The sequence below is a fragment of the Serinibacter arcticus genome (assembly GCF_003121705.1).
Taxonomy (GTDB): Bacteria; Actinomycetota; Actinomycetes; order Actinomycetales; family Beutenbergiaceae; genus Litorihabitans.
The window spans coordinates 842655-868863 of sequence record NZ_PYHR01000002.1; the positions used below are offsets into that span (position 1 = coordinate 842655).

The 26209-nt window shown below is 73.5% G+C and carries 22 protein-coding genes and 1 other RNA gene; 14 read left to right on the forward strand and 9 right to left on the reverse strand.

Annotated features, from left to right (window positions below):
• The first annotated feature begins 95 nt into the window (after positions 1–95).
• The 6 genes from C8046_RS03875 (at position 96) to C8046_RS03900 (ending at position 6405) form a co-directional block, all read left to right on the forward strand.
• Positions 96–1538 carry a DUF6421 family protein gene (locus tag C8046_RS03875; RefSeq protein WP_109228330.1) on the forward strand — a complete coding sequence of 481 codons (1443 nt, stop codon included), beginning with the start codon at positions 96–98 and terminating at the stop codon, positions 1536–1538.
• Entirely contained in the window at positions 1531–2262 is a 732-nt protein-coding gene (locus C8046_RS03880) for an SDR family NAD(P)-dependent oxidoreductase (protein WP_109228331.1), read from the forward strand. The genes C8046_RS03875 and C8046_RS03880 overlap by 8 nt, the downstream gene beginning before the upstream one ends.
• Positions 2263–2276: 14 nt before the next feature.
• A complete protein-coding gene (locus tag C8046_RS03885) occupies positions 2277–3359 on the forward strand; it encodes a threonine aldolase family protein (RefSeq protein WP_109230724.1) in 1083 nt (360 codons plus the stop codon).
• Between the two features lie 63 nt (positions 3360–3422).
• Positions 3423–4067 carry a hypothetical protein gene (locus C8046_RS03890; protein WP_109228332.1) on the forward strand — a complete coding sequence of 215 codons (645 nt, stop codon included), beginning with the start codon at positions 3423–3425 and terminating at the stop codon, positions 4065–4067.
• Positions 4064–5788 carry a sensor histidine kinase gene (locus C8046_RS03895; protein ID WP_109228333.1) on the forward strand — a complete coding sequence of 575 codons (1725 nt, stop codon included), beginning with the start codon at positions 4064–4066 and terminating at the stop codon, positions 5786–5788. The genes C8046_RS03890 and C8046_RS03895 overlap by 4 nt, the downstream gene beginning before the upstream one ends.
• Positions 5785–6405 (forward strand): response regulator transcription factor, encoded by a 621-nt coding sequence (locus tag C8046_RS03900; RefSeq protein WP_109228334.1) that lies wholly within the window; start codon positions 5785–5787, stop codon positions 6403–6405. The genes C8046_RS03895 and C8046_RS03900 overlap by 4 nt, the downstream gene beginning before the upstream one ends.
• Positions 6406–6419: 14 nt before the next feature.
• Here C8046_RS03900 and C8046_RS03905 read toward each other — a convergent pair whose 3' ends face one another.
• Both C8046_RS03905 and C8046_RS03910 read right to left on the reverse strand, forming a co-directional pair.
• Positions 6420–9137: a bifunctional [glutamine synthetase] adenylyltransferase/[glutamine synthetase]-adenylyl-L-tyrosine phosphorylase gene (locus C8046_RS03905; protein WP_328587568.1), complete on the reverse strand. Its 2718-nt coding sequence runs from the start codon at positions 9135–9137 to the stop codon at positions 6420–6422.
• Between the two features lie 384 nt (positions 9138–9521).
• Positions 9522–10859, reverse strand: coding sequence for a glutamine synthetase family protein (locus C8046_RS03910; protein WP_109228335.1), 1338 nt, complete (start codon positions 10857–10859; stop codon positions 9522–9524).
• A 143-nt stretch (positions 10860–11002) separates the two neighbouring features.
• Here C8046_RS03910 and panB point away from each other — a divergent pair, with 143 nt between their 5' ends.
• Positions 11003–11875, forward strand: a complete 873-nt coding sequence (panB, locus tag C8046_RS03915) for a 3-methyl-2-oxobutanoate hydroxymethyltransferase (RefSeq protein ID WP_109230725.1) — start codon at positions 11003–11005, stop codon at positions 11873–11875.
• A gap of 28 nt (positions 11876–11903) precedes the next feature.
• Here panB and C8046_RS03920 read toward each other — a convergent pair whose 3' ends face one another.
• Positions 11904–12107, reverse strand: coding sequence for a hypothetical protein (locus C8046_RS03920; protein WP_109228336.1), 204 nt, complete (start codon positions 12105–12107; stop codon positions 11904–11906).
• 101 nt (positions 12108–12208) lie between these two features.
• On the opposite strand from C8046_RS03920, the gene ppgK reads away from it, so the two are divergent.
• The 5 genes from ppgK (at position 12209) to C8046_RS03945 (ending at position 14633) form a co-directional block, all read left to right on the forward strand.
• A complete protein-coding gene (ppgK, locus tag C8046_RS03925; protein ID WP_199224533.1) occupies positions 12209–12970 on the forward strand; it encodes a polyphosphate--glucose phosphotransferase in 762 nt (253 codons plus the stop codon).
• A 4-nt stretch (positions 12971–12974) separates the two neighbouring features.
• The gene (locus tag C8046_RS03930; RefSeq protein WP_109228338.1) at positions 12975–13409 is read left to right on the forward strand and encodes a hypothetical protein; all 435 of its coding nucleotides are present in this window, start codon (positions 12975–12977) and stop codon (positions 13407–13409) included.
• Positions 13410–13425: 16 nt separating this feature from the next.
• Positions 13426–13890 (forward strand): AAA family ATPase, encoded by a 465-nt coding sequence (locus C8046_RS03935; protein ID WP_109230726.1) that lies wholly within the window; start codon positions 13426–13428, stop codon positions 13888–13890.
• A 53-nt stretch (positions 13891–13943) separates the two neighbouring features.
• Entirely contained in the window at positions 13944–14234 is a 291-nt protein-coding gene (locus C8046_RS03940; RefSeq protein WP_109228339.1) for a hypothetical protein, read from the forward strand.
• Positions 14235–14315: 81 nt separating this feature from the next.
• Positions 14316–14633, forward strand: a complete 318-nt coding sequence (locus C8046_RS03945) for a hypothetical protein (protein ID WP_109228340.1) — start codon at positions 14316–14318, stop codon at positions 14631–14633.
• A 46-nt stretch (positions 14634–14679) separates the two neighbouring features.
• Here the strand turns inward: C8046_RS03945 and rnpB are convergent.
• An RNA gene (gene rnpB, locus C8046_RS03950) (RNase P RNA component class A) lies at positions 14680–15064 on the reverse strand.
• A 78-nt stretch (positions 15065–15142) separates the two neighbouring features.
• On the opposite strand from rnpB, the gene C8046_RS03955 reads away from it, so the two are divergent.
• Both C8046_RS03955 and C8046_RS03960 read left to right on the forward strand, forming a co-directional pair.
• Positions 15143–15613, forward strand: a complete 471-nt coding sequence (locus C8046_RS03955) for an OsmC family protein (protein ID WP_109228341.1) — start codon at positions 15143–15145, stop codon at positions 15611–15613.
• The gene (locus tag C8046_RS03960) at positions 15613–16278 is read left to right on the forward strand and encodes an ASCH domain-containing protein (protein WP_235866413.1); all 666 of its coding nucleotides are present in this window, start codon (positions 15613–15615) and stop codon (positions 16276–16278) included. The genes C8046_RS03955 and C8046_RS03960 overlap by 1 nt, the downstream gene beginning before the upstream one ends.
• Positions 16279–16338: 60 nt before the next feature.
• Here the strand turns inward: C8046_RS03960 and C8046_RS03965 are convergent, their stop codons facing one another.
• From C8046_RS03965 to C8046_RS03985, 5 genes are all read right to left on the reverse strand, one after another.
• Positions 16339–17067: a YaaA family protein gene (locus C8046_RS03965; protein ID WP_109228343.1), complete on the reverse strand. Its 729-nt coding sequence runs from the start codon at positions 17065–17067 to the stop codon at positions 16339–16341.
• A 182-nt stretch (positions 17068–17249) separates the two neighbouring features.
• Positions 17250–17984, reverse strand: coding sequence for a zinc ribbon domain-containing protein (locus tag C8046_RS03970; RefSeq protein WP_109228344.1), 735 nt, complete (start codon positions 17982–17984; stop codon positions 17250–17252).
• The gene (locus tag C8046_RS03975; RefSeq protein WP_199224387.1) at positions 17981–18841 is read right to left on the reverse strand and encodes a Nif3-like dinuclear metal center hexameric protein; all 861 of its coding nucleotides are present in this window, start codon (positions 18839–18841) and stop codon (positions 17981–17983) included. The genes C8046_RS03970 and C8046_RS03975 overlap by 4 nt, the downstream gene beginning before the upstream one ends.
• A 14-nt stretch (positions 18842–18855) precedes the next feature.
• On the reverse strand, positions 18856–19185 hold the full coding sequence (locus tag C8046_RS03980) for a metal-sulfur cluster assembly factor (RefSeq protein ID WP_109228345.1): 330 nt from the start codon (positions 19183–19185) through the stop codon (positions 18856–18858).
• Positions 19186–19263: 78 nt separating this feature from the next.
• Positions 19264–25989 (reverse strand): DUF11 domain-containing protein, encoded by a 6726-nt coding sequence (locus C8046_RS03985; RefSeq protein WP_146197059.1) that lies wholly within the window; start codon positions 25987–25989, stop codon positions 19264–19266.
• Positions 25990–26209: the final 220 nt, after the last annotated feature.

The window sequence follows — 26209 nt, forward strand, 5'->3', positions numbered from 1 at the left end:
ACGCTTGCCCGACCCACGAGCGCGACCGGCGCCGTCGGCCCCCGCGGCAGCGCGGTCGACCCCGCTGCCGCCGACCGCAGGATCGGAGGTTTCTCATGTCGCAGACCATCAACGGTGCCAAGGCGATCATCGGAGAGCCCGAGGTCCTGGAGGACCGTCTCGCGCTCGCCCGCGACGTCGAGACCTCGGCGGCGTGGCTCGACCTCAAGGCCGCCGCGACGACGATCCAGGCGCTGCAGGTCAAGGACGGCTCCGTGCCCGAGGCGGGTGACCACGCCGAGGCGACCGCGCTCGTCGAGCGGATCATCACCGCCGTCGAGGCCCTGGCCCCCTGCTTCCCCCACGACGAGAGCTACCTGCGCGCCGTCGTCGTCGACCTGGCCCGCTGGCGCGAGGGTGGCTTCGGCGTGCCGGACTTCCTCGACTCGCTCGTGGAGTTCCAGCCCCAGCTGCACCGCGTCGACGGGCTGCGCCACCTGGTGCTGTTCCCGATGTACACGCAGAACGGTTCCACCAACCGTCACGTCGAGGCGCTGATCGTCGAGGTCATCTGGCCCGAGTCCGTCGCGCAGCTCGAGGCCGAGCAGTACAGCAACGCGCTGTTCTGCTCGCTCCGGCTCGTCGACTTCACGCCCGGCTACGACACGAACTCGGCGGTCCTGTTCCCCGAGACGGTCGCGATGCGCGAGATCCCGACCTTCACCTGGGGCGCGATCTTCCAGGACCGCGAGGCCGCCCGGTTCCGCCGGGTCACGAAGGCGGCTGCCGAGATCACCAAGCTCGAGCTGCCCGCGGACCTCGCGGCGATGCTGGACGACCAGCACCAGACCGAGCACATGTTCGTGATGTGGGACCTCATCCACGACCGCACCCACATGCGCGGCGACCTGCCGTTCGACCCGTTCATGATCAAGCAGCGGATGCCGTTCTTCCTCTACTCGCTCGAGGAGATGCGCTGCGACCTCACCGCGTTCCGCGAGGCGGTCGCGATCGAGGAGCGCACGGCCACCCGCCTGGCCGCTGGGGAGGACCTCACCGAGGTCGAGCGCGCCGAGGGTCGGCACGCCCGCGGGGTGCAGTACGGCGTCGTGCTCGACCGGATCTTCCGGTTCGCGCTCACCGGCTCCCGCGTGCGCAACTACGACGGGCTCGGCGGGCAGCTGCTGTTCGCCTGGCTGCACCAGCGCCACGTCATCGAGTGGACCGACGTCAAGCTGCACATCGACTGGGAGGCCGCGAAGATCGCCGTCGTCGCTCTCTCGGACGCGATCAACGAGCTCTACTGGGCCTCGATCGACCGTCCGAAGGTCGTGCACTGGCTCGCCGCCTACGACCTCGTCCGCAGCGTCCTGCCGCCGCACCCGGCGTCGCAGTGGGCCCCCGGGCTGTCCCGCGAGATCCTCGCCGGGCTGCCGAAGGGCTACACGGACGCCGTGCTCGATGACGAGTTCCCGCTGTCGATGTTCCACGAGGCGCTCGGCAAGAAGCTCAAGCCGGTGATCGACTCGACGGTCGGCATCACCGCCGCCGATGCCTGACCTGCCCGACACGGCACCGACTGCGGCTCACCCCGAGGGCTCGGACACCCCGGGCACCGGCGCGGCAGGACGTACCGTCCTGCTCGCCGGCGCCTCCTCCGCCCTCGGCACCCGCCTCGCCCGCTCCCTGGGCGAGGCGGGTGCCCGGGTGGTCGCCGTCGCGCGCCGGGAGATCCCGGAGCTCGACGGCCTGGAGCGCGTGACCACCCTGCGCGCCGACCTCACCGACCCCGCGGCCGTCGCCGCTCTCGTCGCGTCGGTGCACGACGGCGTGGGCCCCGTCGACGCCGTCCTCCCGCTCGTGGGTGGCTGGCGCGGCGGTGGCGGCATCGCCGGCCAGAGCGAGGCGGACTTCCGGTTCCTCGAGGCCTCGCTCACCACCCTGCGGCTGACGACGACGGCGTTCTGGGACGACCTCGTCGCCTCGCCCGCCGGCCGGGTCGCCATCGTCTCCTCCACCACCGTCGCGACGCCGCGGGCAGGCAACGCCTCCTACGGCGCGCTCAAGGCCGCCGCGGAGTTCTGGACGGGCGCGCTGGCGCACGGCTTCACCACCACCGCCGCCACCGGCCCGGACGGCGAGGTGCGGGGCGCCGCCGTCGTGCTCCGCGTGCGCGCGGTCGAGGGCCTCGAGGACCGGCTGACCGAGGCCGTCCTCGGCCTGTGGGACTCCCCCGCGGCGACCCTCAACGGCAGCACCCGCACCCTGCAGCAAGGAGAATGACCAGCGTGACCGATCTGACCCCGCTCCACGACGCCTCCCTGCGCGCGTTCGCCTCCGACAACTACTCCGGCATCCACCCCGAGGTCCTCGCGGCCATCGCGGCCGCCAACGACGGCCACCAGGTGGCCTACGGCGAGGACGTCTACACCGCCCGGCTCCAGGAGGTCGCCGTCGAGACGTTCGGCGAGGGCGCCGCGATCTTCCCGACCTTCAACGGCACGGGCGCGAACGTCGTCGCCCTGCAGGCGATGCTCCCGCGCTGGGGCGCCGTGGTCTGCGCGAGCACGGCGCACATCAACGTCGACGAGGGTGGGGCGCCCGAGCGCATGGGCTCGCTCAAGCTGCTCACCGTCGACACCCCCGACGGCAAGCTGACGCCCGAGCTGGTGGACGTCCAGGCCTGGGGCTGGGGTGACGAGCACCGCGCCCAGCCGCTGGTCGTCTCGATCACGCAGACGACCGAGCTGGGGACCTGCTACACCCCGGAGGAGATCCGGGCCCTGGCCGACCACGCGCACGCGCGCGGCATGTGGCTGCACCTCGACGGCGCCCGGCTCTCCAACGCCGCCGCGTCGCTGGGACTCCCGCTGCGGGCGTTCACGCGTGACGCCGGCGTCGACGTGCTCAGCCTCGGCGGCACCAAGAACGGCATGATGCTCGGCGAGGCCGTCGTCGTGCTGAACCCCGACGCGATCCTCGGCGGCGTCGCGGCGCTGCCGTTCGTGCGAAAGCTGTCGATGCAGCTCGCCTCGAAGATGCGGTTCGTCTCCGCCCAGCTGGTCGCGCTCTACTCCGGCGACCTCTACCTGCGCAACGCCACGCACGCCAACGCGATGGCCCGGCGCCTGCGCGCCGCCCTCGAGGCGGGGGTGGCCGCGGGCGAGCTGCCCGGGCTCGCGTTCACCCAGGAGACCCGCTCCAACGCGGTCTTCGCGACCCTGCCGACCGGCGTCGCCGACCGGCTGCGGGAGACGTTCCGGTTCTACGACTGGGACGCCGCGAGAAACGAGGTGCGCTGGATGTGCTCGTTCGACACGACCGAGGGCGACGTCGACGCGTTCGTGGTGGCGATCAGGGAGCAGCTGGCGCAGGGCTGAGCGCCCGAGGTCGGGACGTGCGCCCCTGACGTCCCGGGAACGCGTGCGGGGAGCATCGCCCGCATGACTCCTTCACGCATCCTCACCCTCGCCGCCGGGATCGCGGCTCCTGTCCTGTTCGTCGCCGGGCAGGCTCTCCTGCCGAACCTCGGGCGGGACGTCGAGCCCGCCTTCACGCTCATGCTCGAGCACCGGGACCAGCTCATCGTCAGCAGGCTGCTCACCGCGGCCGGGTCGTACCTGATGCTCGTGACGCTGTGGCTGATCGCCCGCGCCGGCGGCCGGGTGACGAGGATCGGGGCGGTCATCGCCGCCGTCGGCACCTTCTTCAACGCCTTCAGCCAGGGCGTCCAGGGCTACGCCGCCTGGGGATCGACAGCCCCCGGCCTGGACCACCGGGCCACGATGCAGACGCTGCTGCACCTCGAGGACGGCCTCGCGGGCCTGCCGGTCTCCTACTGGTCGATCCCGGTGTTCGGCCTCGGGATCCTCGTCGTCGGCGTCGGCGGGCTTCTGGTCCGGACGTCACCGTGGTGGGTGCCGATGCTGCTCCTCGTCGGCGCCGTGCTCGCGTTCGCCACGGCCGGGCTCGGACCCGTGGTCGCGCTGACGCAGGCACCGCTGGCGATCGCGCTCGTCGCTCTCGTGCTCCCGAGCATCCCCACCCTTGTCCCGGAGCCGATCCCGGTCCACGCTGAACGACGATGAGCGATCCGGCAGCTCTCCGCCGACGCGCCCTCGTCGCCGCGGGCTGCTGCGCGACGCTGGTGCTGACGGCGCTCGCGCTCGTCGTCGTCGTCGGTCCGGAGCGTGCGCTGGTCACCCACCTGGTGGAGGACACGGCGGCGGCGCTCGCCTGGGTGGGGCTCGCGGTGGCCTGCGCACTCCGGAACCGCCCCACGGGTTCCGTCCTGACGATCGCGGGCGCCTGGAGCGTGGCGGCGGTGACGGGCGGCTGGTCGTTGGTGCTCGACCCGTCGGCCGCGGCGGCGGTCGGCTGGGCGAGCGCTGGCAGCTGGGGTCTCGGGGTCGGGCTGGCCTACACGCTCGGGGTCCTCACCGCGGCCCGCTGGTCGTCGCCGCGCGTCCTCCGACGGGCCGCCGTCGCCGCCTCGCTCCTCGTGGCACTGGCCTTCGCCACCCTGCCGACGGTCACCACGGACGACCAGGTGCGCCCCAACCCGGTCGGGACCCCCCTCGCCCCCGTCCTGGCGGTCGTGGGGGTCATCGCCGTCGTGGTCGTGGCGTTCGCCGTGATCGCAGCCCTCGCGATGCAGGCGTCGAGCCCCGCCAGACGACGCACGATCCTGCCGGTGCTGGTCGCGGCCCTCGCGGGCCTCGTCGCGATCGGCACCGGTGCCTTCGCGACCCAGTGGGCCCCGATCGCGCAGGCGCTGACGGTCCCGCTCCTGCCGCTGACGATCGCCGCCACCGTCCTCGGGACGCCGGGACGCGGCCGTCGATCCGTGGCCGCCCAGCTCGACGGGGCCGCGGATCCCTCGAGCGCGCTGGCGGCGACGCTGGCCGAGCTGGGCCACGAGCTCGGACTGACCGGGCTGGCGATCGAGGTCGACGGGCGCACCGTCGCCTCGGTCGGAGGGTCGTTCGACGACGTGCGGCTGCCGCTCGTGCACCTCGGTCGCCCGGAGGGCCACCTGCTCACGCCGCCCCTCGACGAGGACGCCGCCGACGAGATCGGTCGGGTCGCCCCGTCGGTCGCCGCAGTGCTGGCCTCGGTGCGCCTCGTCGAGGAGCTGCGTCGCTCGCGGGCCGAGCTCACCGTCGCGCGGGAGGCCGAGCGGCGGCGGGTCCGGCGCGACCTGCACGACGAGATCGGTCCGCTCCTGGCTGCGGTCGCCGTCCAGACCGAGGCGGCCGCGCTGACGCTCGAGCGCTCGCCGGACAGCTCCCGCCGGTCGCTCGCGAAGGCCCGTGCCGCAGGTTCGGACGCCGTGCTGGCGCTGCGGCGCATCGTCCGCGACCTGCAGCCGGTCGCCGTCGACGACCTCGGTCTGGTGGGGGCCCTCGAGGAGCTGGCCGCACGGCTCACCGGGCCGGCGACGGTCACGGTGACGTCCTCCCCGACGCCACCCCTGTCCGCCGCAGTCGAGGTGGCGCTCTACCGCATCGCCGCCGAGGCGGCCGGCAACGCGGTGCGGCACGCAGCCGCGACGCGGGTCCGGCTGGCTCTCACGGTGGTCGACGGCGCCGTCGTGCTGACGGTCGACGACGACGGATGCGGCTTCGACACGACCGGGCCCGTCGCCGGGGCTGCTGCCGGTGCCGGTGCCGGTGTCGGCATCGGGCTCGGCTCGATGCGCGAGCGGGCCGCCGAGCTGGACGGGCGACTGTCCATCGGCAGCAGCGCGACGGGCACGACGGTGCGGGCAGAGCTGCCCGTTCCGGCTGCGGGCGGAACGTCCCCGTGAGGGTGCTCCTGTGCGACGACCACCCCGTCTACCGCGACGGCCTGCGGACACTCCTGCAGGAGCTCGGCCTCGACGTGGTCGCCGAGGCCGCGAGCGGTGAGGAGGCGGTGCACCGGGCAGCCGAGCTCGCTCCTGACGTCGTCGTGATGGACCTCTCGATGCCAGGCATCGGCGGGGTGGAGGCGACGCGGCGGATCGTCGCGGCCCGCCCCGAGACCCGCGTGCTCGCGCTGACGATGATCGAGGAGGACGCCACGATGCTGGCGGCGCTGCGCGCCGGTGCGAGCGGCTACCTGCTCAAGGGCGCCACGGGCGCGGAGATCAGCGCAGCGCTCGACGCGGTGGGGCGCGGCGCCGTGACGATCGCTCCCGAGGTCGCGACGGGCCTGCGGTCGGGGCTGCACCGACCCGACCCCTTCCCCCAGCTCACCCCGCGCGAGCACGACGTCCTGCGTCTCATGAGCCGGGGTCGGACCAACGAGCTCATCGCGCAGACCCTCCACCTGTCGGTCAAGACCGTGCGGAACGTCGTCTCCAGCATCTTCCTCAAGCTGGGCGTCTCGACCCGGGCGCAGGCGGTCGCGACCGCGCGGGACGCCGGGGTCGACGGGCACTGACGAGCCCTGACGAGCTACTCGCCGAAGAACACCCGCTCGACCACGACCCGCGCCCGGCGGGCCGACCGGAGGTAGTCCTCCTCGAACTCCGTGCCCGCCGCCGGACCGTAACCGAGCAGCTGGGCGACGCCCGCGAGCTCGCGCCGATCCAGGGGCAGCACGTCGATCTTCGCGCCGTTCGTCCGCCCCGTGGCGAGCACGATCGCGTCGCGTGCGCGCACCGCCGTGCGCCACGCCTGCCGCAGGGTGTCGGCGTCCTCCGCCGAGATCAGCTCGGCCCCGGCCGCCGCCGCGAGCGCGTCGAGCGTGCGCGGCGTCCGCAGACCCGGCACCTCGTGCGCGTGGAGCAGCTGCAGGTACTGCACCGTCCACTCGACGTCGGAGATCCCGCCCCGACCGAGCTTGAGGTGGCGGGTGGCGGGCACCCCGCGCGGGAGCCGCTCGTTCTCCACGCGCGCCTTGATGCGACGCAGCTCCCGCAGGTTGGTGTCGTCGAGACCGCCCCCGGCGTAGCGGACGGGGTCGATGAGCGCGAGGAAGCGCTCGGCGAGGCCGTCGTCGCCCGCCACCGGACGGGCGCGCAGGAGCGCCTGACGCTCCCAGATGGCCGACCACCGGCCGTAGTACTCGGTGTAGGCGGCGAACGTGCGCGTCAGCGGGCCGCTGCGGCCCTCGGGGCGGAGCGTCGCGTCGACCTCCAACGCCGGTTCCGGCCCCGTCTGGCCGAGCAGGGACCCCACCTGCTGCGCGACGGCGAGCGCGAACGACTGCGCGTCGCTCGCGTCGACGCCGGGCAGGGGGTCGTGGACGAACATCACGTCGGCGTCGGAGGAGTAGCCCAGCTCGTGCCCGCCGAGACGTCCCATCGCCACGATCAGCTGGGTCGTCGGCGCCGCCTCGAGCCCGCGGGCCTGGCAGACCTGCATGGTGGCGATGCGGAGCGCACCGCGCAGCGCGGCGTCGGCGGCGTAGGAGATCCCCGGCGTCGTGTCCGCCTCGAGGTTGGTCAGGACGTCGCCGACGGCGGTGCGGGCGAGCTCGCGGCGGCGCAGGTACCGCACCCGGGTCGCGCCGGCGGTCACATCGCCCTCGAGGCGGCGCAGGGCCGCCTCCATCTCCGCCTCGAGCAGCTCGGGCGAGCGGGGCGCGAGGTCGCCGTCCTCGGCGAGCCACTGCACGGACTCGGGTGAGCGACGCAGGCTCGCGGAGACGTACTGCGAGGAGGAGAGCACGCGGGCGAGGTTCTGGGCCGCGACGCCGGAGTCGCGCAGCAGCTTGAGGTACCAGTGCGAGGAGCCGATCTCCTCCGACAGCGCCCGGAAGGCGAGCAGACCGGCGTCGGGATCCGGCCCCTCGGTGAACCAGCCGAGCATGACCGGGAGCAGCTGGCGCTGGATCGCGGCGCGGCGCGAGACGCCCTCGGTGAGCGCCGCGATGTGACGCAGCGCGGCGTCGGGGGCTCGGTAGCCGAGCGCCGCCAGGCGTGCGCCGGCCGCCTCGGGTGCGAGCGCGGCGTCCTCGGCCGACAGCTGCGCCGTCGCCGGAAGGAGTGGACGGTAGAACAGCTCCTCGTGCAGGCGACGCACGTCGCGGCGCGTGTGACGCCACCGCACCAGCAGCTCGGTGGTGACGTCGGCCTCGGCGTCGGGCGTGATCAGCATCGAGCGGCCGAGACGGTCGAGGTCGCGGTCGTCCGTCGGGACGAGGTGGGAGCGCCGCATCCGGTAGAGCTGGATGCGGTGCTCCATCAGCCGCAGGAAGCGGTAGCAGACGGCGAGGCGCGCGGCGTCGGCGCGACCGACGAAGCCCTCCTGGGCCAGCGCCGCGAGGCCGCCGAGGGTGTTGCGGTGCCGGATCTCGGGGGCGAGCCGGCCGTGCACGAGCTGCAGCAGCTGGACGGTGAACTCGACGTCGCGCAGGCCGCCGGCCCCGAGCTTGAGCTGACGGTCGGCGTCCTTGCGCGGCACGTGGGCCTCGACGCGGCGCCGCATCGCCTGGGCGTCCTCCACGAAGTGCTCGCGCTGGACGGCGGTCCACACCATCGGGCTGAGCGCCTCGACGTAGGCCTCGCCCAGGGCGAGGTCCCCGGCCACCGGCCGCGCCTTGAGGAGCGCCTGGAACTCCCAGGTCTTGGCCCAGCGCTTGTAGTACGCCACGTGGCTGGCGAGCGTCCGCACCAGCGGGCCCTGCTTGCCCTCGGGACGCAGCGCCGCGTCGACCTCCCACAGGGCCGGCTCGCGGCTCGTGGACGAGCACGCGCGGGCCATCCCGGAGGCGAGCCGGGCGCCGATGCGCATGGCCCGCTGCTCAAGGTCGGCGGGGTCGAGGGTGTCGTCGTCGGCTGCGTCGGCGCCGTCGACCGGCTCGGCGACCTCAGCGACCTCGGCGACGAACACGACGTCGACGTCGGAGATGTAGTTGAGCTCGCGGCCACCGGTCTTGCCCATCCCGAGCACCGCGAGCCGGACGCGGTGGTGGTCGGGCACCTCCGAGCGGGCGATCGCCAGGGCGGCCTCGAGCGCGGCCGCCGCCAGGTCGGCGAGCGTCGCGGCGACGCCGGGCAGCGAGGAGAGCGGGTCGGGACGGGTGAGGTCCGACGCGGCGATCCGCAGGAGCTGCTGGCGGTAGCAGCGGCGCATGGCGTCGGTCGCGTCCGCGACGTCGGCGATCGCCGAGACCGGCACGTCGGCGTCGGGATCGGCCCCGACCGAGCGCAGCAGCGCGGCGCGCACGTCCTCCGCGGGCTCGGCCAGGATCCCGGGCCGACCTCGCCGGTCACGACGGCGACGTCGTCGGGGTGCATCGCGAGCGTGTCACCCAGGGCCGCGGAGGCGCCGACGACGGCGAGCAGCCGCGAGCGCGCCTCCCCCGGCGTGCGCAGCACGGCGGTGAGATGGGCCCGCACCGCCGGGCTCGCCCCCGCGTGCACACGGGCGAGCGTGAGCAGCCCGAGATCGGGATCGGCCGACCGGGCGAGATCGGTGAGGAGGTCGTCCCCGCCGTCGCCGCCCGTCACCTCGCCGAACCACGGCTCCGCCAGGATCGAGGCGGCGCGCGCGAGCTCCCGGAAGCCGAACCGGATGAGCCGGGTCGAGGGTGACGCCGCCCTGGTCACGTCAGAGGGCTCGCAGGAACTTGGAGACCTCGTACGGCGTGACCTGGGCGCGGTACTCGCTCCACTCGCGACGCTTGTTGCGCAGGAAGAACTCGAACACCGACTCCCCGAGCGTCTCGGCGACGAGCTCGGAGCGCTCCATCAGCTCGAGGGCGTCCTGGAGGTTGTTCGGGAGCGGGGCGATGCCGAGCGCGCGGCGCTCGGAGTCGCTGAGGTCCCACACGTTGTCCTCGGCCTCGTCGGGGAGCTCGTAGTCCTCCTCGATGCCCTTGAGGCCGGCGGCCAGGAGAAGCGCGTAGGAGAGGTACGGGTTCGCGGCCGAGTCGAGCCCGCGGTACTCCACCCGGGCCGACTGGCTCTTGCCCGGCTTGTACATCGGCACGCGGACGAGCGCGGAGCGGTTGTTGTGGCCCCAGCAGATGTAGCTCGGGGCCTCGCCGCCGCCCCAGAGCCGCTTGTAGGAGTTGACGAACTGGTTCGTGACGGCGGTGATCTCCGCCGAGTGGCGCAGCAGGCCGGCGATGAACTTGCGGCCGGTCGAGCTCAGCGCGTAGCGCCCCGACGGGTCGTAGAACGCGTTCGTGTCGCCCTCGAACAGCGACAGGTGCGTGTGCATGCCGGAACCGGGCTGTCCCGAGAGCGGCTTGGGCATGAAGGACGCCATGATGCCCTGGTCAAGGGCGACCTCCTTCACGACGGTGCGGAACGTCATGATGTTGTCGGCCGTCGAGAGGGCGTCCGCGTAGCGCAGGTCGATCTCGTTCTGGCCGGGGCCGGCCTCGTGGTGGGAGTACTCCACCGAGATGCCCATGGACTCCAGCAGGCTGATCGCCGCGCGACGGAAGTCGTGGCCGGTGCCGCGGGCGACGTGGTCGAAGTAGCCCGCCTCGTCGACAGGGACCAGCGGGCCGCTGGCGCTCTCCGGGGTGTGGAAGAGGTAGAACTCCACCTCGGGGTGCGTGTAGTAGGCGAAGCCGAGGTCGGAGGCCTTGGCCAGCGCGCGCTTGAGCACGTTGCGGGAGTCGGCGGCGGCGGGCTGACCGTCGGGCGTGAGGATGTCGCAGAACATGCGCGCGGTGCCGCGCTGGTCGCCGCGCCACGGCAGGACCTGGAAGGTCGCGGGGTCGGGGCGCGCGAGCATGTCGGCCTCGGACACGCGGGAGAGGCCCTCGATGGCGCTGCCGTCGAACCCGATGCCCTCGGCGAACGCGCTCTCCAGCTCCGCCGGGGCGATGGCCACCGACTTCAGCAGGCCGAGCACGTCCGTGAACCACAGACGGATGAAGCGGATGTCGCGCTCCTCGATCGCTCGGAGCACGTACTCCTGCTGCTTGTCCATCGTTCTCCTTCGGCGAGGCTGGTGCGACGTTCCTATCATGCTGCCTCGCGGGCCCGACCACCCAACGACGCGCTCCGGGCGACGGCGGCGAGCACGTCGGACGCTCGGGGGGAGGCACGTGCGCCGTGGCTAGGGTGGTCACCATGAGCAGCACTCCGGGCGTCCACGGTTCAGCCTCCTCCTCCCCCGCCACCCCCGCGGCCCCGACGGCGCCGCCCAGGCGCGTGCGCGTCCAGCACCTGCGGGAGGCGAAGGACGCCGGTCGACGGCTGACGATGCTCACCGCCTACGACGCCCCGACCGCCCGGATCTTCGACGAGGCCGGCGTCGACATGCTGCTGGTCGGTGACTCGATCGGCGACAACATGCTCGGCCACGACTCCACGATCCCCGTGACGATGGACGAGCTCGTCCCGGCCGTCCGAGCCGTCTCCCGCGCCTCCCGCCGCGCCCTCGTGGTCGCGGACCTCCCGTTCGGGTCCTACGAGGCCTCGCCGCAGCAGGCGCACGCCGCCGCGGTGCGGATGCTCAAGGAGGGTGGCGCGAACGCCGTGAAGATCGAGGGCGGGCGTCGGATCGCCGCGCACGTCGAGCTCCTCTCGGGCGCGGGGATCCCCGTCGTCGGACACCTCGGCCTGACGCCGCAGGCGGAGAACATGCTCGGCGGCAAGCGGGTCCAGGGCCGTGGGGCCGACGCGGCCGACGCCCTGCTGGCCGACGCCGTCGCGCTGGCCGAGGCGGGCGCCGTCGCCATCGTGCTGGAGATGATTCCCGAGCAGCTCGCGCAGCGCGTCACCGACCGGCTCGCGATCCCGACCATCGGGATCGGCGCGGGGAACGCGTGCGACGGCCAGGTGCTCGTGTGGCTCGACATGGCTGGCATGGGCGACTGGTCGCCGCGGTTCGCCAAGCAGTTCGGCGCCGTCGGGGCGGCGCTCTCGCAGGCGACGAGCGACTACGTCGACGCCGTCCGCAGCGGCACCTTCCCCGGCCCGGAGCACACCTTCACGTCCTAGGACCGGGGTCGGTCGCCGTCGCCGTCGGTCAGGACTTCTCCCACTCCCGGTCCTGCTCGTCCCAGTCCTCGGTCCGCTGCCGCGCCTTGGCCAGCGCGGCCTCGGCGTCCTCCTGCGAGGCGTACGGTCCCATCCGCTGGGTCCACGAGGACTGGAGGCCCTTCTCGACCGCCCCGGTCGCGAGGTTGAAGTAGTACCCGTGCTCCGTGAGGTCCTGCTCCGAGTGCGTCATCGCATCCTCCTGTGTCGTGAGTCTCTAGACTCCCCATGCTGGCACTCCTCGTGCCGGCGCACACCTATCCACGAGCCGCGACGCGGACGAGAGGCATGGTCATGGCGAAGAAGCACGAGCTGGCGTTCGGGATCGACGTCGGGGGCTCCGGCATCAAGGGCGCGCCCGTCGACCTGACGACCGGCGAGTTCGCCGCCGATCGCGTGCGGATCCCCACGCCCGACCCGTCCACCCCGGCCGCCGTCGGCGCCGTTCTGGGCGAGCTCGTCGCGTCCTTCTCCCTCCCGGACGACACCCCGGTCGGCCTGACCTTCCCCGCCATCGTGAAGCGCGGCGTCGCCCACTCGGCGGCGAACGTCGATCCGTCGTGGATCGGCACCGACATCGCCGCCGTCGCCCGCGAGGCCACGGGGCGACGCGCCGTCGTCGCGAACGACGCCGATGCCGCCGGCTTCGCGGAGGTCGCCTACGGCGCCGCGAAGCACAAGGAGGGCCTCGTCATGGTCATCACGCTGGGGACCGGCATCGGCTCCGCGATGATCCACGACGGCGTGCTCATCCCCAACGCCGAGCTCGGCCACCTCGAGATCGACGGCTTCGACGCCGAGAGCCGCGCCTCCAACGGCGTACGCGAGCGCGAGGGCTGGACGTTCGAGGAGTGGGCGCCCAAGCTCCAGCGCTACTTCTCCCACGTGGAGTTCCTCTTCTCCCCCGATCTGTTCGTCGTCGGCGGCGGCGTGAGCAAGAAGCACGCGCAGTTCCTGCCGCTGCTCGACCTGAAGACCCCGATCGTGCCCGCCAAGCTCCGCAACGCCGCCGGGATCGTCGGCGCCGCCGCGCTCGCCGCGCGCATCGCCGTCTGACGCCGTGGCGGACCAGGAGCAGGAGCGCTCGCTGGCGTCGTGGCGGGCCGCGTTCGCGCAGGAGCGCTGGTTCCTCATCGCCCGCGGCTGGGGCGACCAGGTGACGCCGTACGCCGTCGAGATCGACGGCGAGGGGGTCATCGCCGTCTTCACGACGCCGGAGCGCGCGCGGGACTTCGGCCTCGCCTCGGGGCTGGAGCCGGCCGAGGCGAGCGCCCTCATCGCCGTGCCGCGCGAGGCCGCCGTCGGCTACCTGGTGCAGTTCGCCGAGGACGGCGTGCACGCCGTGGTGCTGGACCCGGGTATCGACGACAGCGCCGTGATGCTGGCGGCGCTCCCCCACGTCGAGCAGCTCTCGCTGCGCGAGGAGGACGCCTCCGACGGCGGGGCCGTGGTCGGTGGTGGCGGCAGCGAGGACGCCGTCGGTCGCGACGCCTGAGCGGACGGTCGCCGTCGTGCCCCGGATCCTGATCACCGGGATGTCCGGTGCCGGCAAGACGACGCTGCTCGCGGGTCTCGCCCGGCGCGGTCACCTCACGGTCGAGACCGACGTCGACGGCTGGGTGCTGCCCGACGGGCGGTGGGACGAGCCGCGGGTGACCGCGCTGCTGGACGCCGAACCCGACGTCGTCGTGTCCGGCACCGTGGAGAACCAGGGCGCGTTCTACGGCCGGTTCGACGCCGTCGTGCTGCTGTCCGCGCCGCTGGACGTCCTGCTCCACCGCGTCGCCACCCGGACCGACAATCCGTACGGACGAACGACCGCCGACCGCGCGGAGATCGCCGGCTACGTCGAGACGGTGGAGCCGTTGCTGCGCCGCGGCGCGACGCTCGAGCTGGACGGGCGCGAGGATCCGGAGAGCCTGGTCGACGCCGTGGAGCGGTTGCTGGTGCCGGGGCCCGGGTCGGGGCAGGCCTGAGGTCGGGTTGCTCCACACGGCTCGATGTCGTACCCCGGTGCGACGCTCGGGGCATGGCCAGGCAAGCGTGGGAGATCCCTCGGAATGACGTCGTCACGCAGACGATCGTGAACGCCGTGTCCGAACCGGGACGGTTCCCGCTCGACTGGGTGGACGCTCCCGAGTCGGGCCCGATCCCCGTGACCGTGCGACTGCTCTGGGCGATCGACGGCGAGGAGTGGGTGACGGCCCGGGCTCGCGCCTGGACCCGGAGCCTCGTGCTGGTCGAGCTTCGCGACCCGCGTTGGCGAGTGGGGGCGGCGTGGCTGCCGGCGCGTGACGTGCGGCGGGCCGAGGCCGCCTGAGCGCGGAGCCGCCGGCGAGTAGTTCGACGTCGCGCGACCACGCCACCGCCCCGTGTCGTACATCTGTGCGATGCTCACCGCGTGCTTGGCATCTATGGAGACGTCCCGACCTGGGACGACGGACGACAGGAGATCCTGAACGCCTACCGCGTCCCCCGCCGCTGGACCGCCGCGCCGTTCCCACCCGGGCCCGTCGCCGTCGTCGCCCGCATCGTGTGGTCCGTCGACGGCGAGCAGCTGCGCGACACGCGCGCCACTGCGTGGACCCCGCGGTTCGTGCTGGTGGAGGTGTTCGACCGGCGGTGGTACCTGAACGCCGCGTGGCTCAGGACTCGCGACGTCAGGCGGAGGTCGGCTCGCCCCGGTCGGGGTCGGGCCGGCGGGACAGGTTCGCGCTGAACGTGGTGCTGCGTCGGGCCCCGTGTCGAGGCAGGGCGAGATTAGGGGGATGAGCCGGCCGATACGCCGGGTTTTGTGTCCCGCCGACGGTTACCCGTCGACCGGTGGCGACCATCCATCTACGACGTACGTTGCCGCACGCCTCCAGCGGCCTACCCGGGAGCATCGAGCGGGCAGCTCGCTCCCTGTCTGGCCTTGCTCCGGGTGGGGTTTACCTAGCCGCGCCGGTCACCCGGCACGCTGGTGCGCTCTTACCGCACCCTTTCACCCTTGCCCCGCTCGTCCCGGAGGACGTGCGTGGCGGTCTTCTCTCTGTGGCACTGTCCCGTGGGTCACCCCAGGTGGCCGTTAGCCACCACCCTGCCCTGTGGAGCCCGGACGTTCCTCGGTCCCCGGGCGAGCCCGGGAAACGCGGCCGCCTGGCCGACTCATCCGCGGGTGAGTCTACCGGCGGATGAGTCGGGGCCCCGGACCCTCGCCCAGCGAGGCACCCGACTAGATTCGTCGGCATGGCCTCGCACTCCTACGCCACCACGCTGTCCTGGAGCGGTTCCACCGGGACCGGCTACCGCGCCTACTCCCGCGACCACGAGGTGAGCGCCGCGCCTGCTGAGCAGACGCTCGGCCTCTCGGCCGATCCGGCCTTCCGCGGGAGCGCCTCGTTGCTCAATCCCGAGCAGCTGGTCGTCGCGGCCGCCAGCTCGTGCCAGCTCCTGTCATTCCTGGCGGTGGCCGCCCGGGCCGGCCTCGACGTCGTCGACTACACCGACGACGCGACCGCCGTCATGGACCTCGCCGCCGATCCGCCGCGGCTGACCACGATCGACCTGCACCCGGTCGTCACCGTCGTCGGCGATCGTGAGGAGACCCTGCGCCTGCTGGCCGAGGCCCATGAGCAGTGCTACATCGCGAACTCGCTCCGCACGCCCGTCACCCTCCACCCGCGGGTGGTCGTCCGGGAGGCGGCGACGCCGTCGTGATGATCCCCCTGGCGATCGCGAACGCGATCCGCGACGGTGCGGTGACCACCGCCTACCGGCGCTGGGACGTCCCCCGCGTGAAGGTGGGTGGCACCCAGCTGACGGCGTCCGGCATCGTGCGCTTCGACGCCGTCGAGGAGATCACCGACGTCGATGCGCTCACCGACGACGACGCCCGTGCGGCCGGGGTGCGCGACGCCGTCGAGCTCCGCCGACGCCTCGCTCCCCCGGACCGCGAGTCCGCGACGCCCGTGCGCCGCAGCCCGCGCGGCGGGAAGGGTGGCGACCGGGTCTACCGCGTCACGCTGAGCTGGGTCGGCGTCGACCCGCGTCTCGAGCTGCGCGAGAAGCCCGCGCGCGGAGCGGCGCTGGTAACGCTCAAGGCCGACGTCGCCGCGCTCGACGCCGGTCGGCAGTCGGGACCGTGGACGCGCCAGATCCTGGTGTGGATCCGCGACAACCCGGGCGTGATCAGCACCGAGCTCGCCGACCTCCTCGGGCGCGAGCTCCTGCCGATGAAGGCGGACATCCGGCGCCTCAAGGCACTCGGACTCACGATCAGCCTCCGCGTCGGCTACGAGCTCTCGCCCCGCGGTCGCGGGTACCTGCGCGCGCTCGAGCGCGACGACGCCGCCTCCGACCAGGGGGTACTTCCCGCCCCTTGAGGGGGTAGTTCCAGCCCCTTGAGGGGGCGGTTGCCGCCCCACCAGGGGGTACTTCTGGTCCTACGGCGAGACGAGGGTGAGCACGTCCGGGCGGGTCGGTGACGTCGACGGCGTGAGCTCGGCGCCAAGGATCTCGCCGGTCCTCACGAGGCTGCGGGCGGCTCGCTGCAGCGAGCGGGCGTCCGTCGGCTCCGCGCCACGGCGGGACAGCAGGTGCCGCACCAGGACGCCCCGCAGGTGCTTGGCGAAGTGACTCACGACGCGCCGCTCGCCGTCGACCTCCTGCTCCACGCGCACGGTGACCCAGGACGCCGACGTCGGCGGTCGCCACAGCGGGGCGAACTCGCTCGAGCGCACGTCGACGACGAGCTCGCCCTCGGCGCGCGGCTCGAGAGCCTCCTCGATCGCCGGCCGCCAGAACGGCCCGAGGCCGCCGACGCCGGGCGTCATCCCCATCGCGAGCCGACTGGCGGGGACGGGGTCGGTCGGACCCACCATGCCGAGCAGCGGCGACGCGATCAGCACGCACGCGCGCATGCGGTCGGCCGTGGCCCCGGGACGAGCGAGCAGCTTGGGGAGGTCGGCCGCCGCGTAGAGGACGCCGGTGAGCACGTCGCACGCACGCGCCGTCGGAGCGCCGGCCGGATCGTGCTCGGTACCCGCGAGCGCCGTCGTCAGCTCACGTCGCCGATCGGTGAGCGACGGAAGACTGAGGGACGAGAGGTCGAGGGGAGCTGCGCCGTCGGGGCCGGGGGTCTGGCCGCGGGACGGGGGAAGGACGAGGAGCACCGTTCGATTCTAGGTGGGCGCTCGTCGTCGTCCGGAGGCAGCCGGACGCGACCTCGACGTCACGAAGTACCCCCTCGAGGGGCAGCAAGTACCCCCCAGAGGGGCAGGAAGTACCCCCTCGAGGGGCAGCAACTACCCCCTCGAGGGGCGGGAAGTACCCCCTGGAGGGCGGGCGGGCGCGCTCAGTCCTCGAGGCGGACGAGGATGTAGCCGTCCTCCTCCGAGCGGATCACGGCGTCCTTGGCGGCAGCCTTGATCGCGGCGACCTCCGACAGGCTGAGGTCCAGGTGCAGCGGCTCGGTACGGGTGCCGCGGATCGACAGCACCGCCAGCCCGCTGTTGAGCGTGCGCACCTTCTGGTACAGCGCGAGCAGGGACTCGTCGATGCCGTCGGCGGCCACGGCACGCCGCTGCGTGACGTCGGCCAGCTGGGCGTCGAGATCGGCGAACGCGGCGTCGCGCTCGGCGGTGGCCGTGGCGACGTCGGACTCGATCGCCGCCATCTGCTGACGCAGCGCGTCGAGCTCGCCCTCGGCGGTCTCGAGCTGCTCCATGAGCTCGATCTCGACGTCCTCGAGCACGCTCTGCCGGCGGGCGAGCGACTCGAGCTCGGCGATCACGGCGACGGAGTCCTTCGCGTTGAACGCGCCGGCGTCGAGCCGACCCCGGTCCCTCGTGGAACGCTCGCGCACCTGCTCGACGTCGGCCTCGGCCTTCGCGACCGCGCGGCGGTGGTCCTTCACCACGGACTCGGCCAGCACGGCGGAGCGGCGCAGGTCCTCGGCGCGGCCGGCGAGCTCGGTGAGCGTCGCGAGGCTCGGGTGGCTGCGACGCGCGTGGGCGAGCTTGGCCAGCTGGGTGTCCAGGGCCTGCACGTCCAGGAGACGGCGCTGGTCGACGGCGGGGGCGGTACTCACGGGTTCACTCCTCGGGTGGCGTGGGCGACGTCGGTCCAGGCGTCGGTGCGCTCGGTGGAGACGTGGACCTCCACCGTAGTGCCCCGGGCTGCGGCGTCCCGGCGCAGCTGGTCGGCGAGGTTCGGCAGCCAGACCCACTCGCTCGCCCAGTGGGCGGCGTCCAGCAGGAAGGGCCGGTCGGCGGCGGCGCGGAAGTCGGTGGCGGGGTGGTGGCGCAGGTCGGCGGTGAGGTAGACGTCGGCGCCCGAGGCGCGAGCGGCCTCGAGGTAGCTGTCCCCACTCCCCCCGCACACCGCGATGCGCTCGACGACGCCCTCGCGAGCGCCGGCGATCCGGATCCCCTGCGCGGTGGCCGGAAGCACCGAGGCGACGTGGCGCGCGAACGCCTCGAGCGTCGTCGGCACCGGGAGGCGACCCACGCGGCCCGTCCCGGAGCCCGCGAGCGAGTCGGGGTGCGACGACGGCACCAGCGGTTCGAGGTCGACCAGCCCCACCGCCTCCGCGAGCGACTCGGAGACCCCGCCTGGTGCGTCGTCCGCGTTGGTGTGCGCCGCGTAGAGGGCGACGCCGCCGCGGACCAGCCCGGTGAGGATGCGGCCCTTGGCGGTGGTCTCGGCGATCGAGGTCACGCCTCGCAGCAGCAGCGGGTGGTGCACCACGAGGAGGTCGGCCGCGAGCTCGACGGCCTCGGCCGCCGTCGCCTCGGTGGCCTCGACGGCGCACAGGACCCGGCGGACGGGCCGGGTCGGGTCACCGACGACCAGCCCGACGGCGTCCCAGTCCTGGGCCGTCGACGGCGGGTAGCGGCGCTTGAGGTCGGCGAGCAGCGCGCCGACGGTGTCAGCCTCGCCGGCCACGTCCGGGGCCCGGCTCAGACGTTGAAGCCGATGGCGCGCAGCTGCTCGCGCCCGGAGTCGGTGATCTTGTCAGGGCCCCACGGCGGCATCCACACCCAGTTGATGCTGATGCCGGTCAGGAGGCCCTCGACGGCCTGGTTGGCCTGGTCCTCGATGACGTCGGTCAGCGGGCAGGCGGCGGAGGTCAGGGTCATGTCGATGACGGCGGAGCCGTCGGGCTCGACCACGACGCCGTAGATCAGGCCGAGGTCGACGACGTTGATGCCGAGCTCGGGATCGATGACGTCACGGAGCGCCTCCTCGACGTCGGCAACGTTCGGGACGGAGGGCACGGTGTCGGTCATCCCCCCAGGGTAGTCGCGCCGGCACCGGATCGGTCCGGTGCCGGCGCGACTACGCGCTGAGCGTCAACCCTTGCGAACTCAGACCTCCCGCGTCCGACGACGACGCCACACGGCGACCGCTCCGAGGAGCAGCAGCCCGGCCGCCGCCAGCAGCGACCGCCCGACGCCGTCGGCACCGGTCCACGGGAGCGTGGCTCCCGGGCGGGCCGGAGGCGCGGCGTGCTCGATCGCCACGGTGTCGGAGCCCGACGACGTCCCGGTGTCGCTGGGGTCGTCCGCGTTCGTCCACGTCGCGGTGGCGGTGTTGACGACCGACGTCGCGCTGGTGCGCGGATCGACCCGCACGCCCACCGTGACGGTCGGCGCCGTCGCGCCGCGGGTGAGCGGTCCGAACAGCTCGCACCGCAGCGTCCCGCCGTAGCCGCGGGCGTCCTCACCCGTGACGTCGCAGTTCTTCCAGGACGGGAAGGACGTGCTCGACGTCGTCACACCCGTCACCGCGAGGGTGGCCGGCACGGGATCGGTGAGCACGAGCGGCATCGCCGCCCCGAGCCCGGTGTTGGTGACCGCGACCGTGTAGTCGAACGTGCCGCCGGGGCTCGTGCGCTCGACGCTCGCCGTCTTGGTGACCGACACCCGCGGGTCGCGCTCGATGGAGCAGCCGTCCGCCGTCCGCTCGGGGTAGGTGACCTCGAACGAGACAGACGGGTTGACCGAGAACGTCAGCGACGTGAGCGCACGCCACGGCTCGTCGGGCTCGGTCGTGTCGCGCACCCGACCGGCGAAGGCGATGACGCCGGCCTTCAGCGTGCCGTCCGCGTTGAGGTCGTCGGGCCGCATGTCCCGCCAACCGGGCCAGTCCACCGACTCGCCCGAGGGCAGGAAGGTCACGCCGGGGAACGCGATCTCGCCGGTGTCGCCGCTGGCGAGCGTGCGGGTGATCTCGGCCGGGACCGGGGCGGTCCCGGTCAGGGGCACCCACCTCATCTCGATCGGGAGCGCCGACAGGTTCGCGGTCGTGGCGACGCTGTACCCGAGGTACGGCGCGTCGGCCACGCAGCGGATGTACGGCGCCGCGACGATCTCCTCGAGGGGGACGGTCACGTCGTCGCAGTCGTTGGTCGGGTCGACGTCGCCGGCCGCCGCGACGCAGGCGGTGTTGTCGAGCTCCGCCACCGGGACCGGGGCCACGGGGGCGGGCTGGCCCACGGTGAGGACCGGGACCTCCCCCACGGGCGGCGCCAGCACCTCGACCGTCACGAGGATCTCCCAGACGTCGTCGCCCACCGGCAGGTTCGGCGCGACGACCCGGACGGCGTTGCCGACGCTCTCGTCGACCCACCCCGTCGGGACGGCGACCTCCACGACCCGCAGGCGCGCGGTCGGGACGTCGTCGGTGACGACGGCGTCGCTCACCGCGGACGTGCCGTTGTTGCGGACGGCGAGCGTGTAGGTGAACACGTCACCGGCCTCGACGACGTCGACGCCGTCCGGCAGCCCGGCCGTCTTGAGGATGCCGACGTCCGGCACCTCCACGACGCCGCAGCCGTCGTCGGTCTCGACGAGGTCACCGGCGGTCACGGTGGCCGCATTCACCACCACGACTCCCGTGGCACCGCCGTCGTCGCACGAGAGCGGGCTCTCGAGCCCGGCCACGGTCGGACGCACGGTGACCGAGACCTGGTAGGTCCAGGTCTCCCCCGCGACCAGCGGGCCGTCGGCCAGCACCCAGTCACCGGACTCCGGTCGCTCGGTGTCGGCGGGCACCGGGGAGTCCCCCACGGCCACGACCGACCACGGCTGGACGATCTCGGCCCCGGTGATGTCGTGCGGCTCCTCCACGAGGCGGACCCACGCGGCCGGCGCGACGCCGTCGGTGGCCTCCCACGGGTGGGCGACGGTGACGGTGTAGGTCAGGGTCGAGGCGCCGTCGGCCGCGGGGGTCACCACGGCGTCGGACTTCTCCAGCTCCGGCTGGGCGGGCTCGGCGCAGGCGACGACGTCGACCGTCGTGCCCCCGGTGGCCAGCTCGGCCGTGTTGAGGAAGCCGCCGGGACCCTCGGAGCAGACCCAGGTGCCCTCCTCGAGGGCGTCGTCGGTGACCCTCGCCGTCACGGTCACCGTGTAGGTGTGCGTGCTCCCGGCTGCGATGACGGCGTCGTCGGCCAGCGTCGCCGTCCAGTCGGTGTCGTCGAACGAGCCCGAGGGTGTCGGTCCGTCGAGGTCCCCGACCCAGTCGGCCGCCTGCACCTCGATGCCCTCGCCGTAGGCCAGCTCGTCGGTGAGGTCGTAGACGGCGCTGAGGTCGTCGGGATTGGCCTCGCCGTCCGGCTGGACGACGACCAGGTCGTACACGACCGTCCAGTCGCCGTCGACGTCCTGCTCGACGGAGACGACGTCCTTGGTCACGCTCGGCAGCACCAGCTCGGCGACCGGCTCGCAGACCTCGTCCTCGTCCACCACGCCCGCCCCGGTGGACAGGGCCGCGGCGTTGAAGAACCCGCTGCCCGGCTCACCGGTGCACTCGCGGTCGGCGGGCGTGGCGGTGACGCGCACGGTGTGGACGACCGTGTAGACGTCCACCTCACCGGCCGCCAGGGCGACGTCGGTCACGATCGGCGCGACACCGTCCCAGGTGATCGGACCGTCAGGGCCGGTCACGCTCTGGCCGACGATCGTGGCGCCGCTCGGGTAGCCGGGGACGTCGCTGAGGCTGTAGAACGTCGGGCTCTCCCCGCCGGTGACGGTGAGCGTCGTCGTGACCGCCCACAGGCCGGTGGCCGAGTCCTGGACGGCGGAGACGAACGTCTTGTCCACCGTCGGCGTGCTCGGCTCGGCGCACGCCTCGACCTCGGTCGAGGTGCCCGCCGAGGTCGCGACGGCCGTGTTGAGGAACCCGCCGCCGTTCTCGGTGCACACCAGCTCGGCGCTCTCTCCCGCGGGGGTGGCGACGGCGGCGCGCACGGTCACCGTGAAGGTTGCGGTGGCGCCGGGGGCCAGCAGACCGTTCGGCACGAGCACCGCGCTCCAGGTGCCGGGGGGCGCCTCGAGGAAGGGCGACGGCGGACCGCCGCTGCCGTTCCAGGTGGCACCGAGGACCGTGGTCCCCGCCCCGTACGCGAGTGTGTCGACGAGGCGGTAGGTCGCCGCGACGTCGGGGTCGGGGTTGGCGACGACGATGTCGTAGACGACCGTCCAGACGCCGTCGGCGTCCTGGGTCGGCGTCCCGACGACCGACTTCGTGACCGTCACCGGGACCGGGTCGATCTCGGCACAGGCCGAGGCCTCGTCCGAGCCGACGCCGTTGCTGACGACGGCCGTGTTGGTGACACCCCCGTCGGGGCACAGCAGCCCGGCCGGGTCGGCGTCGACCGCGACCGTGACCTCGCCCGTCACCCGGTAGGTGTGGGTCTCGCCGAGCGCGATGGTCCCGCTCGCGAGGGTCTGGTCGCCGGCACCGTCGAAGGCGGCGTCGACCGCGGCCGACGAGGTCGGCGGCGTCGGGCCGCTCGCGTCCCAGCCGTCCACCAGGGTGACGCCCGCCGGGAGGGCCCCCGGGGCGTCGGTGGCGACGTAGCCCACCACCGCGGGCTGACCGGCGACGCCGGTGCTCGGGTAGCTGACCACGACGTCGTAGGCGATCGTCCAGCGGCCCGTCACCGGATCCTGGACCGACGGCAGCGCCCTCTTGGCCACCGACGGGCTCGCGGGCTCGGCGCACGCCGAGGCGTCGACCGTCTCGTCGGCGTAGGTCAGCGTGGCCGTGTTGTCGAAGGCGGCCGTCTCCTCGCCGCAGACGAACGGTGCCGTCGACCCGGCCCCGGTCACGGACGCCGTGACGACGACCGCGTACGTGTGCGTCTCACCGACGGCCAGCGTGACGTCGTCGGCCAGCTGCGTGGTCGGCAGCGTGCCGGCGACGGCGGGCGTGCCGGAGCCGAGACGTTCCCACGTCAGCGACGTGGCGGTCGCGGCCGGGCCGAACGCCGGGGTGTCGGACAGGTCGTAGGCCGCCGGGACGGTCCCGACGTTCTCGACGTCGACGTGGTAGGTCACGGTCCAGGTCAGGTCGGCGCCCTGCCGGACGTCCTGCACCGTCTTGGCGACCTCCAGCAGCGGCGGGACGGCGACGTTGGTGAAGGTGCACGCCACGACGTCGCCCCGTGCGAGGGTGAGCGAGGTCTGGGTCGGGCTGACGCCCTGCGCCGACGTGCTCCCCGTGCACGTGAGGTCCTCCCACGTGTAGCCGGCCGGACCGTCCTCGGTCAGCGCGTAGGCGCCGGCCGCGAGCGCCTTGGTCTCGCCCGACGCGAACGTCGTGGGAGTCCCGGCGGAGGTGGCGACGAGGTCCCAGTCGGACGGCTGGGCCGTCCCGCCCTCGACGACCTTCGTCAGCGTCAGCCGGGGTGCGACGTCGTCGTTGACCCATCGGTAGGTGGCGCTGGTCCCCGCCGCCAGCGTGACGGAGGTCGAGTCCGCGGCGACCCAGGTCGTCCCGTCCCAGCGCTGCAGCGTCGCGGTGTAGCCACCCGGACCCGTCTCAGCGAGGAGGTAGGGCTGCCCGGGACGCACGGTCACGGTGGAGGCGTCACCGACGGCGCTCGCGGCGCCGACGACGGAGCGCACCCCGAGGCCCGCGGTCTGCGGGTCGGCCGTCAACGTCCACGAGCTCGGTGGCAGGGCCGGCGAGCTGTCGGAGACGACGTGCTTGAGCAGCGTCAGGTGGGCGGTGGCGTTGGTGACGGTGCACCGCGTCCAGGCACCGAGGGGCACCGTGACGGCGGACGTCTCCCAGGCGGTCCCGACCGGGGCGCCCGAGGAGTTCAGCGCGACGCACGACCACGCACCGGTCTGGACGTACTCGGACGCACCCGCGGCCGTCGACGTCTCCGCGAGCGGGTGGGCGACGCCGGGAGTCACCGAGCCGGTCACGCTCCCGGCGCCGGAGAGGCCGCCGCCGGTGAGCGTCCAGGCGGTGGCGGGGAGCCCACCGCCCGCGACGGTCTTGGTGAGCGTCAGACGGGTGTCGCAGGTGAGGGAGTTGACGATCGTGTAGGTGGTGGCCGCGGTCGGCGTCACCGACTGCGACAGGTCGTCGCCCATCGTCACCGGCGCACCGGTGCCGGTGATCAGCGTCGGGTCGCCCGCCCACGAGCAGCGCGGCATGGCGGCGGCGTCGAAGCCGCGCGCCTCGGTCAGGGTCACCGCGGACCCGCTGGGGACGCGGGTCGTGCTCCCCCACGGCGTCGGGGTCGTTCCGCTCGGGAGCCCCACCGTCAGCGAGGACGAGGTGCCGGACGGCATCTGGTTGAGGGGCTGCTCGACGCCGTTGACGACCCAGCGCTTGTTCACGGTGATGTCGACGCCGGGGTCGGGCGCCCGGTTGTAGACGGTGCAGCTGACGGCGGCGTCGCGCGGGACGCTGACGGAGAACGACGAGCCCGTGGACGACGCCGTGACCGTGGCGCCGCTCGGCAGCACCCGGCAGTCCGTCCGCCAGTAGGTGAAGCCGGGATGCTCGGTGAGCGACTCGGCGACGGTCACCGACGCGGGGGTGGACTGGCTGCCGAACGCCAGGTCGAACGCCACCGCGGAGGTGGCGGCCGCCGTCGTGCCGACGCCGGGGGTGACCGTGACCGGGGCGGCGACGCTCGGGTCGAAGGTCCACCCACCGCCGCCGTCGACGGCCTGCGCGACGTTGGTGCTGCCGTACGGCAGCACCTTCTTCACGACCGTCAGGGTGCTGCGGCAGCCCACGAGCGCGAGCTCGCGCAGTGCCGCAGCCGCGGTGGTGTAGCTCGACTCCTGGAAGTAGTCGGCCGTGGTGATGTTGCTGCCGTTGTACCTGGTCGGACCGCTCACCGCGCGGAGGTTGAACGCCGCCCCGGACTGCGTGACGCCCGAGCCGACGCCGAGAGCGAGGACGCGCGCGCCCCCGGCCTTGACCGCGTTCGCGGAGAACACCGCCTCCTCGACCTCGCGGAAGCGGTTGAGGTAGTCACCGCCCTGGTTCTGCCCCGTTCCGTAGCGGGTCGGGTTGCCGTCGGTGAGGAGGATGACGACGTCGTGACCGCCCGCGGCCGCCTGGTACAGGCCGGCGTCCCAGTTGGTCGCACCCGCCTGCGACGGGAGGTTGTTCGCCCAGCTCGTGACGGCGCCGGCGCCGCCGGACACCGACGTGGCGGGGAGCCGGTAGCTCGACCCGGTCATCGCCGTCGTGCCGAAGGAGTAGCCCGAGACCGTCGAGCTCGTCCCCGCGAGTGCCGAGCCGAGGGCGGCGACCGCGCTCTTCATCTGGCTGTGCTCGCTCGAGGCGCCGCCGGAGGTGCTGATGGAGTTCGAGAGGTCGACGACGATGCCGACGTCCAGCCCGCAGGACGCCGGGAAGGACCGGTTGCCGAGCGACTGCGGCCACACCCCGCCGGAGGCGCGGGTGTTCGTCGTCGTGGTGTTCATCATGAACTGCGGGTTGTAGGCCGTCGGGCTCGTGTAGGTGGTGCCGGCGACGATCAGCGGGGTCTGGAACCGGTAGCCGGCCCCGGTGGTCCCGGTGCCCCCGGTGCCCTCGTTGTCACCGGTCCGCAGCGTCGGGTTGGTGAAGTACCCGGCGGCCGCCCCGGCCTCGGACGGGAGGTCGCGCACCCAGTACCGGGCGCCGGGCGCCACGTTGCTGAACGTGCACAGGCCTCCGACCGACGCGCAGGTCCCGACCTGGGTGCCTCCGGTCTCGGCGGTGAACAGACCGAGGTCAGCGCCGTCGATCAGGGGGGCGACCGTGGTCGTCCCGGTGCGGAGACCGCCCATCGAGATCACGACCGTGCCACCGGCGACGGCGGCCGGCGCGACGGCGGCGAGCTCGGTCGACGGGGCTGCGGCGAGGTCGGTCGGCGGGGCCGCGGGTGCCTGGCGCTGTGACGCTGTCGGCGCCTCGGCCGGTGCCTCGGTGGCCTCGGGCGGCTCGACCTGGTCGACCTGGTCGGGCGGCTCGGTCGGCTCGGTCGCAGCGGTCTCGACCGGCGCGGGG

Excerpts from the sequence above, each read along its gene's own strand:
- C8046_RS03890 (WP_109228332.1), top strand. The coding sequence starts at position 3,423 with ATGACTCCTTCACGCATCCTCACCCTCGCCGCCGGGATCGCGGCTCCT.
- C8046_RS03920 (WP_109228336.1), bottom strand. The coding sequence starts at position 12,107 with ATGACGCACTCGGAGCAGGACCTCACGGAGCACGGGTACTACTTCAAC.
- C8046_RS03880 (WP_109228331.1), top strand. The coding sequence starts at position 1,531 with ATGCCTGACCTGCCCGACACGGCACCGACTGCGGCTCACCCCGAGGGC.
- C8046_RS03955 (WP_109228341.1), top strand. The coding sequence starts at position 15,143 with ATGGCCTCGCACTCCTACGCCACCACGCTGTCCTGGAGCGGTTCCACC.
- C8046_RS03875 (WP_109228330.1), top strand. The coding sequence starts at position 96 with ATGTCGCAGACCATCAACGGTGCCAAGGCGATCATCGGAGAGCCCGAG.
- C8046_RS03910 (WP_109228335.1), bottom strand. The coding sequence starts at position 10,859 with ATGGACAAGCAGCAGGAGTACGTGCTCCGAGCGATCGAGGAGCGCGAC.
- C8046_RS03985 (WP_146197059.1), bottom strand. The coding sequence starts at position 25,989 with ATGGGCGGTCTCCGCACCGGGACGACCACGGTCGCCCCCCTGATCGAC.
- panB (WP_109230725.1), top strand. The coding sequence starts at position 11,003 with ATGAGCAGCACTCCGGGCGTCCACGGTTCAGCCTCCTCCTCCCCCGCC.
- C8046_RS03960 (WP_235866413.1), top strand. The coding sequence starts at position 15,613 with ATGATCCCCCTGGCGATCGCGAACGCGATCCGCGACGGTGCGGTGACC.
- ppgK (WP_199224533.1), top strand. The coding sequence starts at position 12,209 with ATGGCGAAGAAGCACGAGCTGGCGTTCGGGATCGACGTCGGGGGCTCC.
- C8046_RS03940 (WP_109228339.1), top strand. The coding sequence starts at position 13,944 with ATGGCCAGGCAAGCGTGGGAGATCCCTCGGAATGACGTCGTCACGCAG.
- C8046_RS03980 (WP_109228345.1), bottom strand. The coding sequence starts at position 19,185 with ATGACCGACACCGTGCCCTCCGTCCCGAACGTTGCCGACGTCGAGGAG.
- C8046_RS03895 (WP_109228333.1), top strand. The coding sequence starts at position 4,064 with ATGAGCGATCCGGCAGCTCTCCGCCGACGCGCCCTCGTCGCCGCGGGC.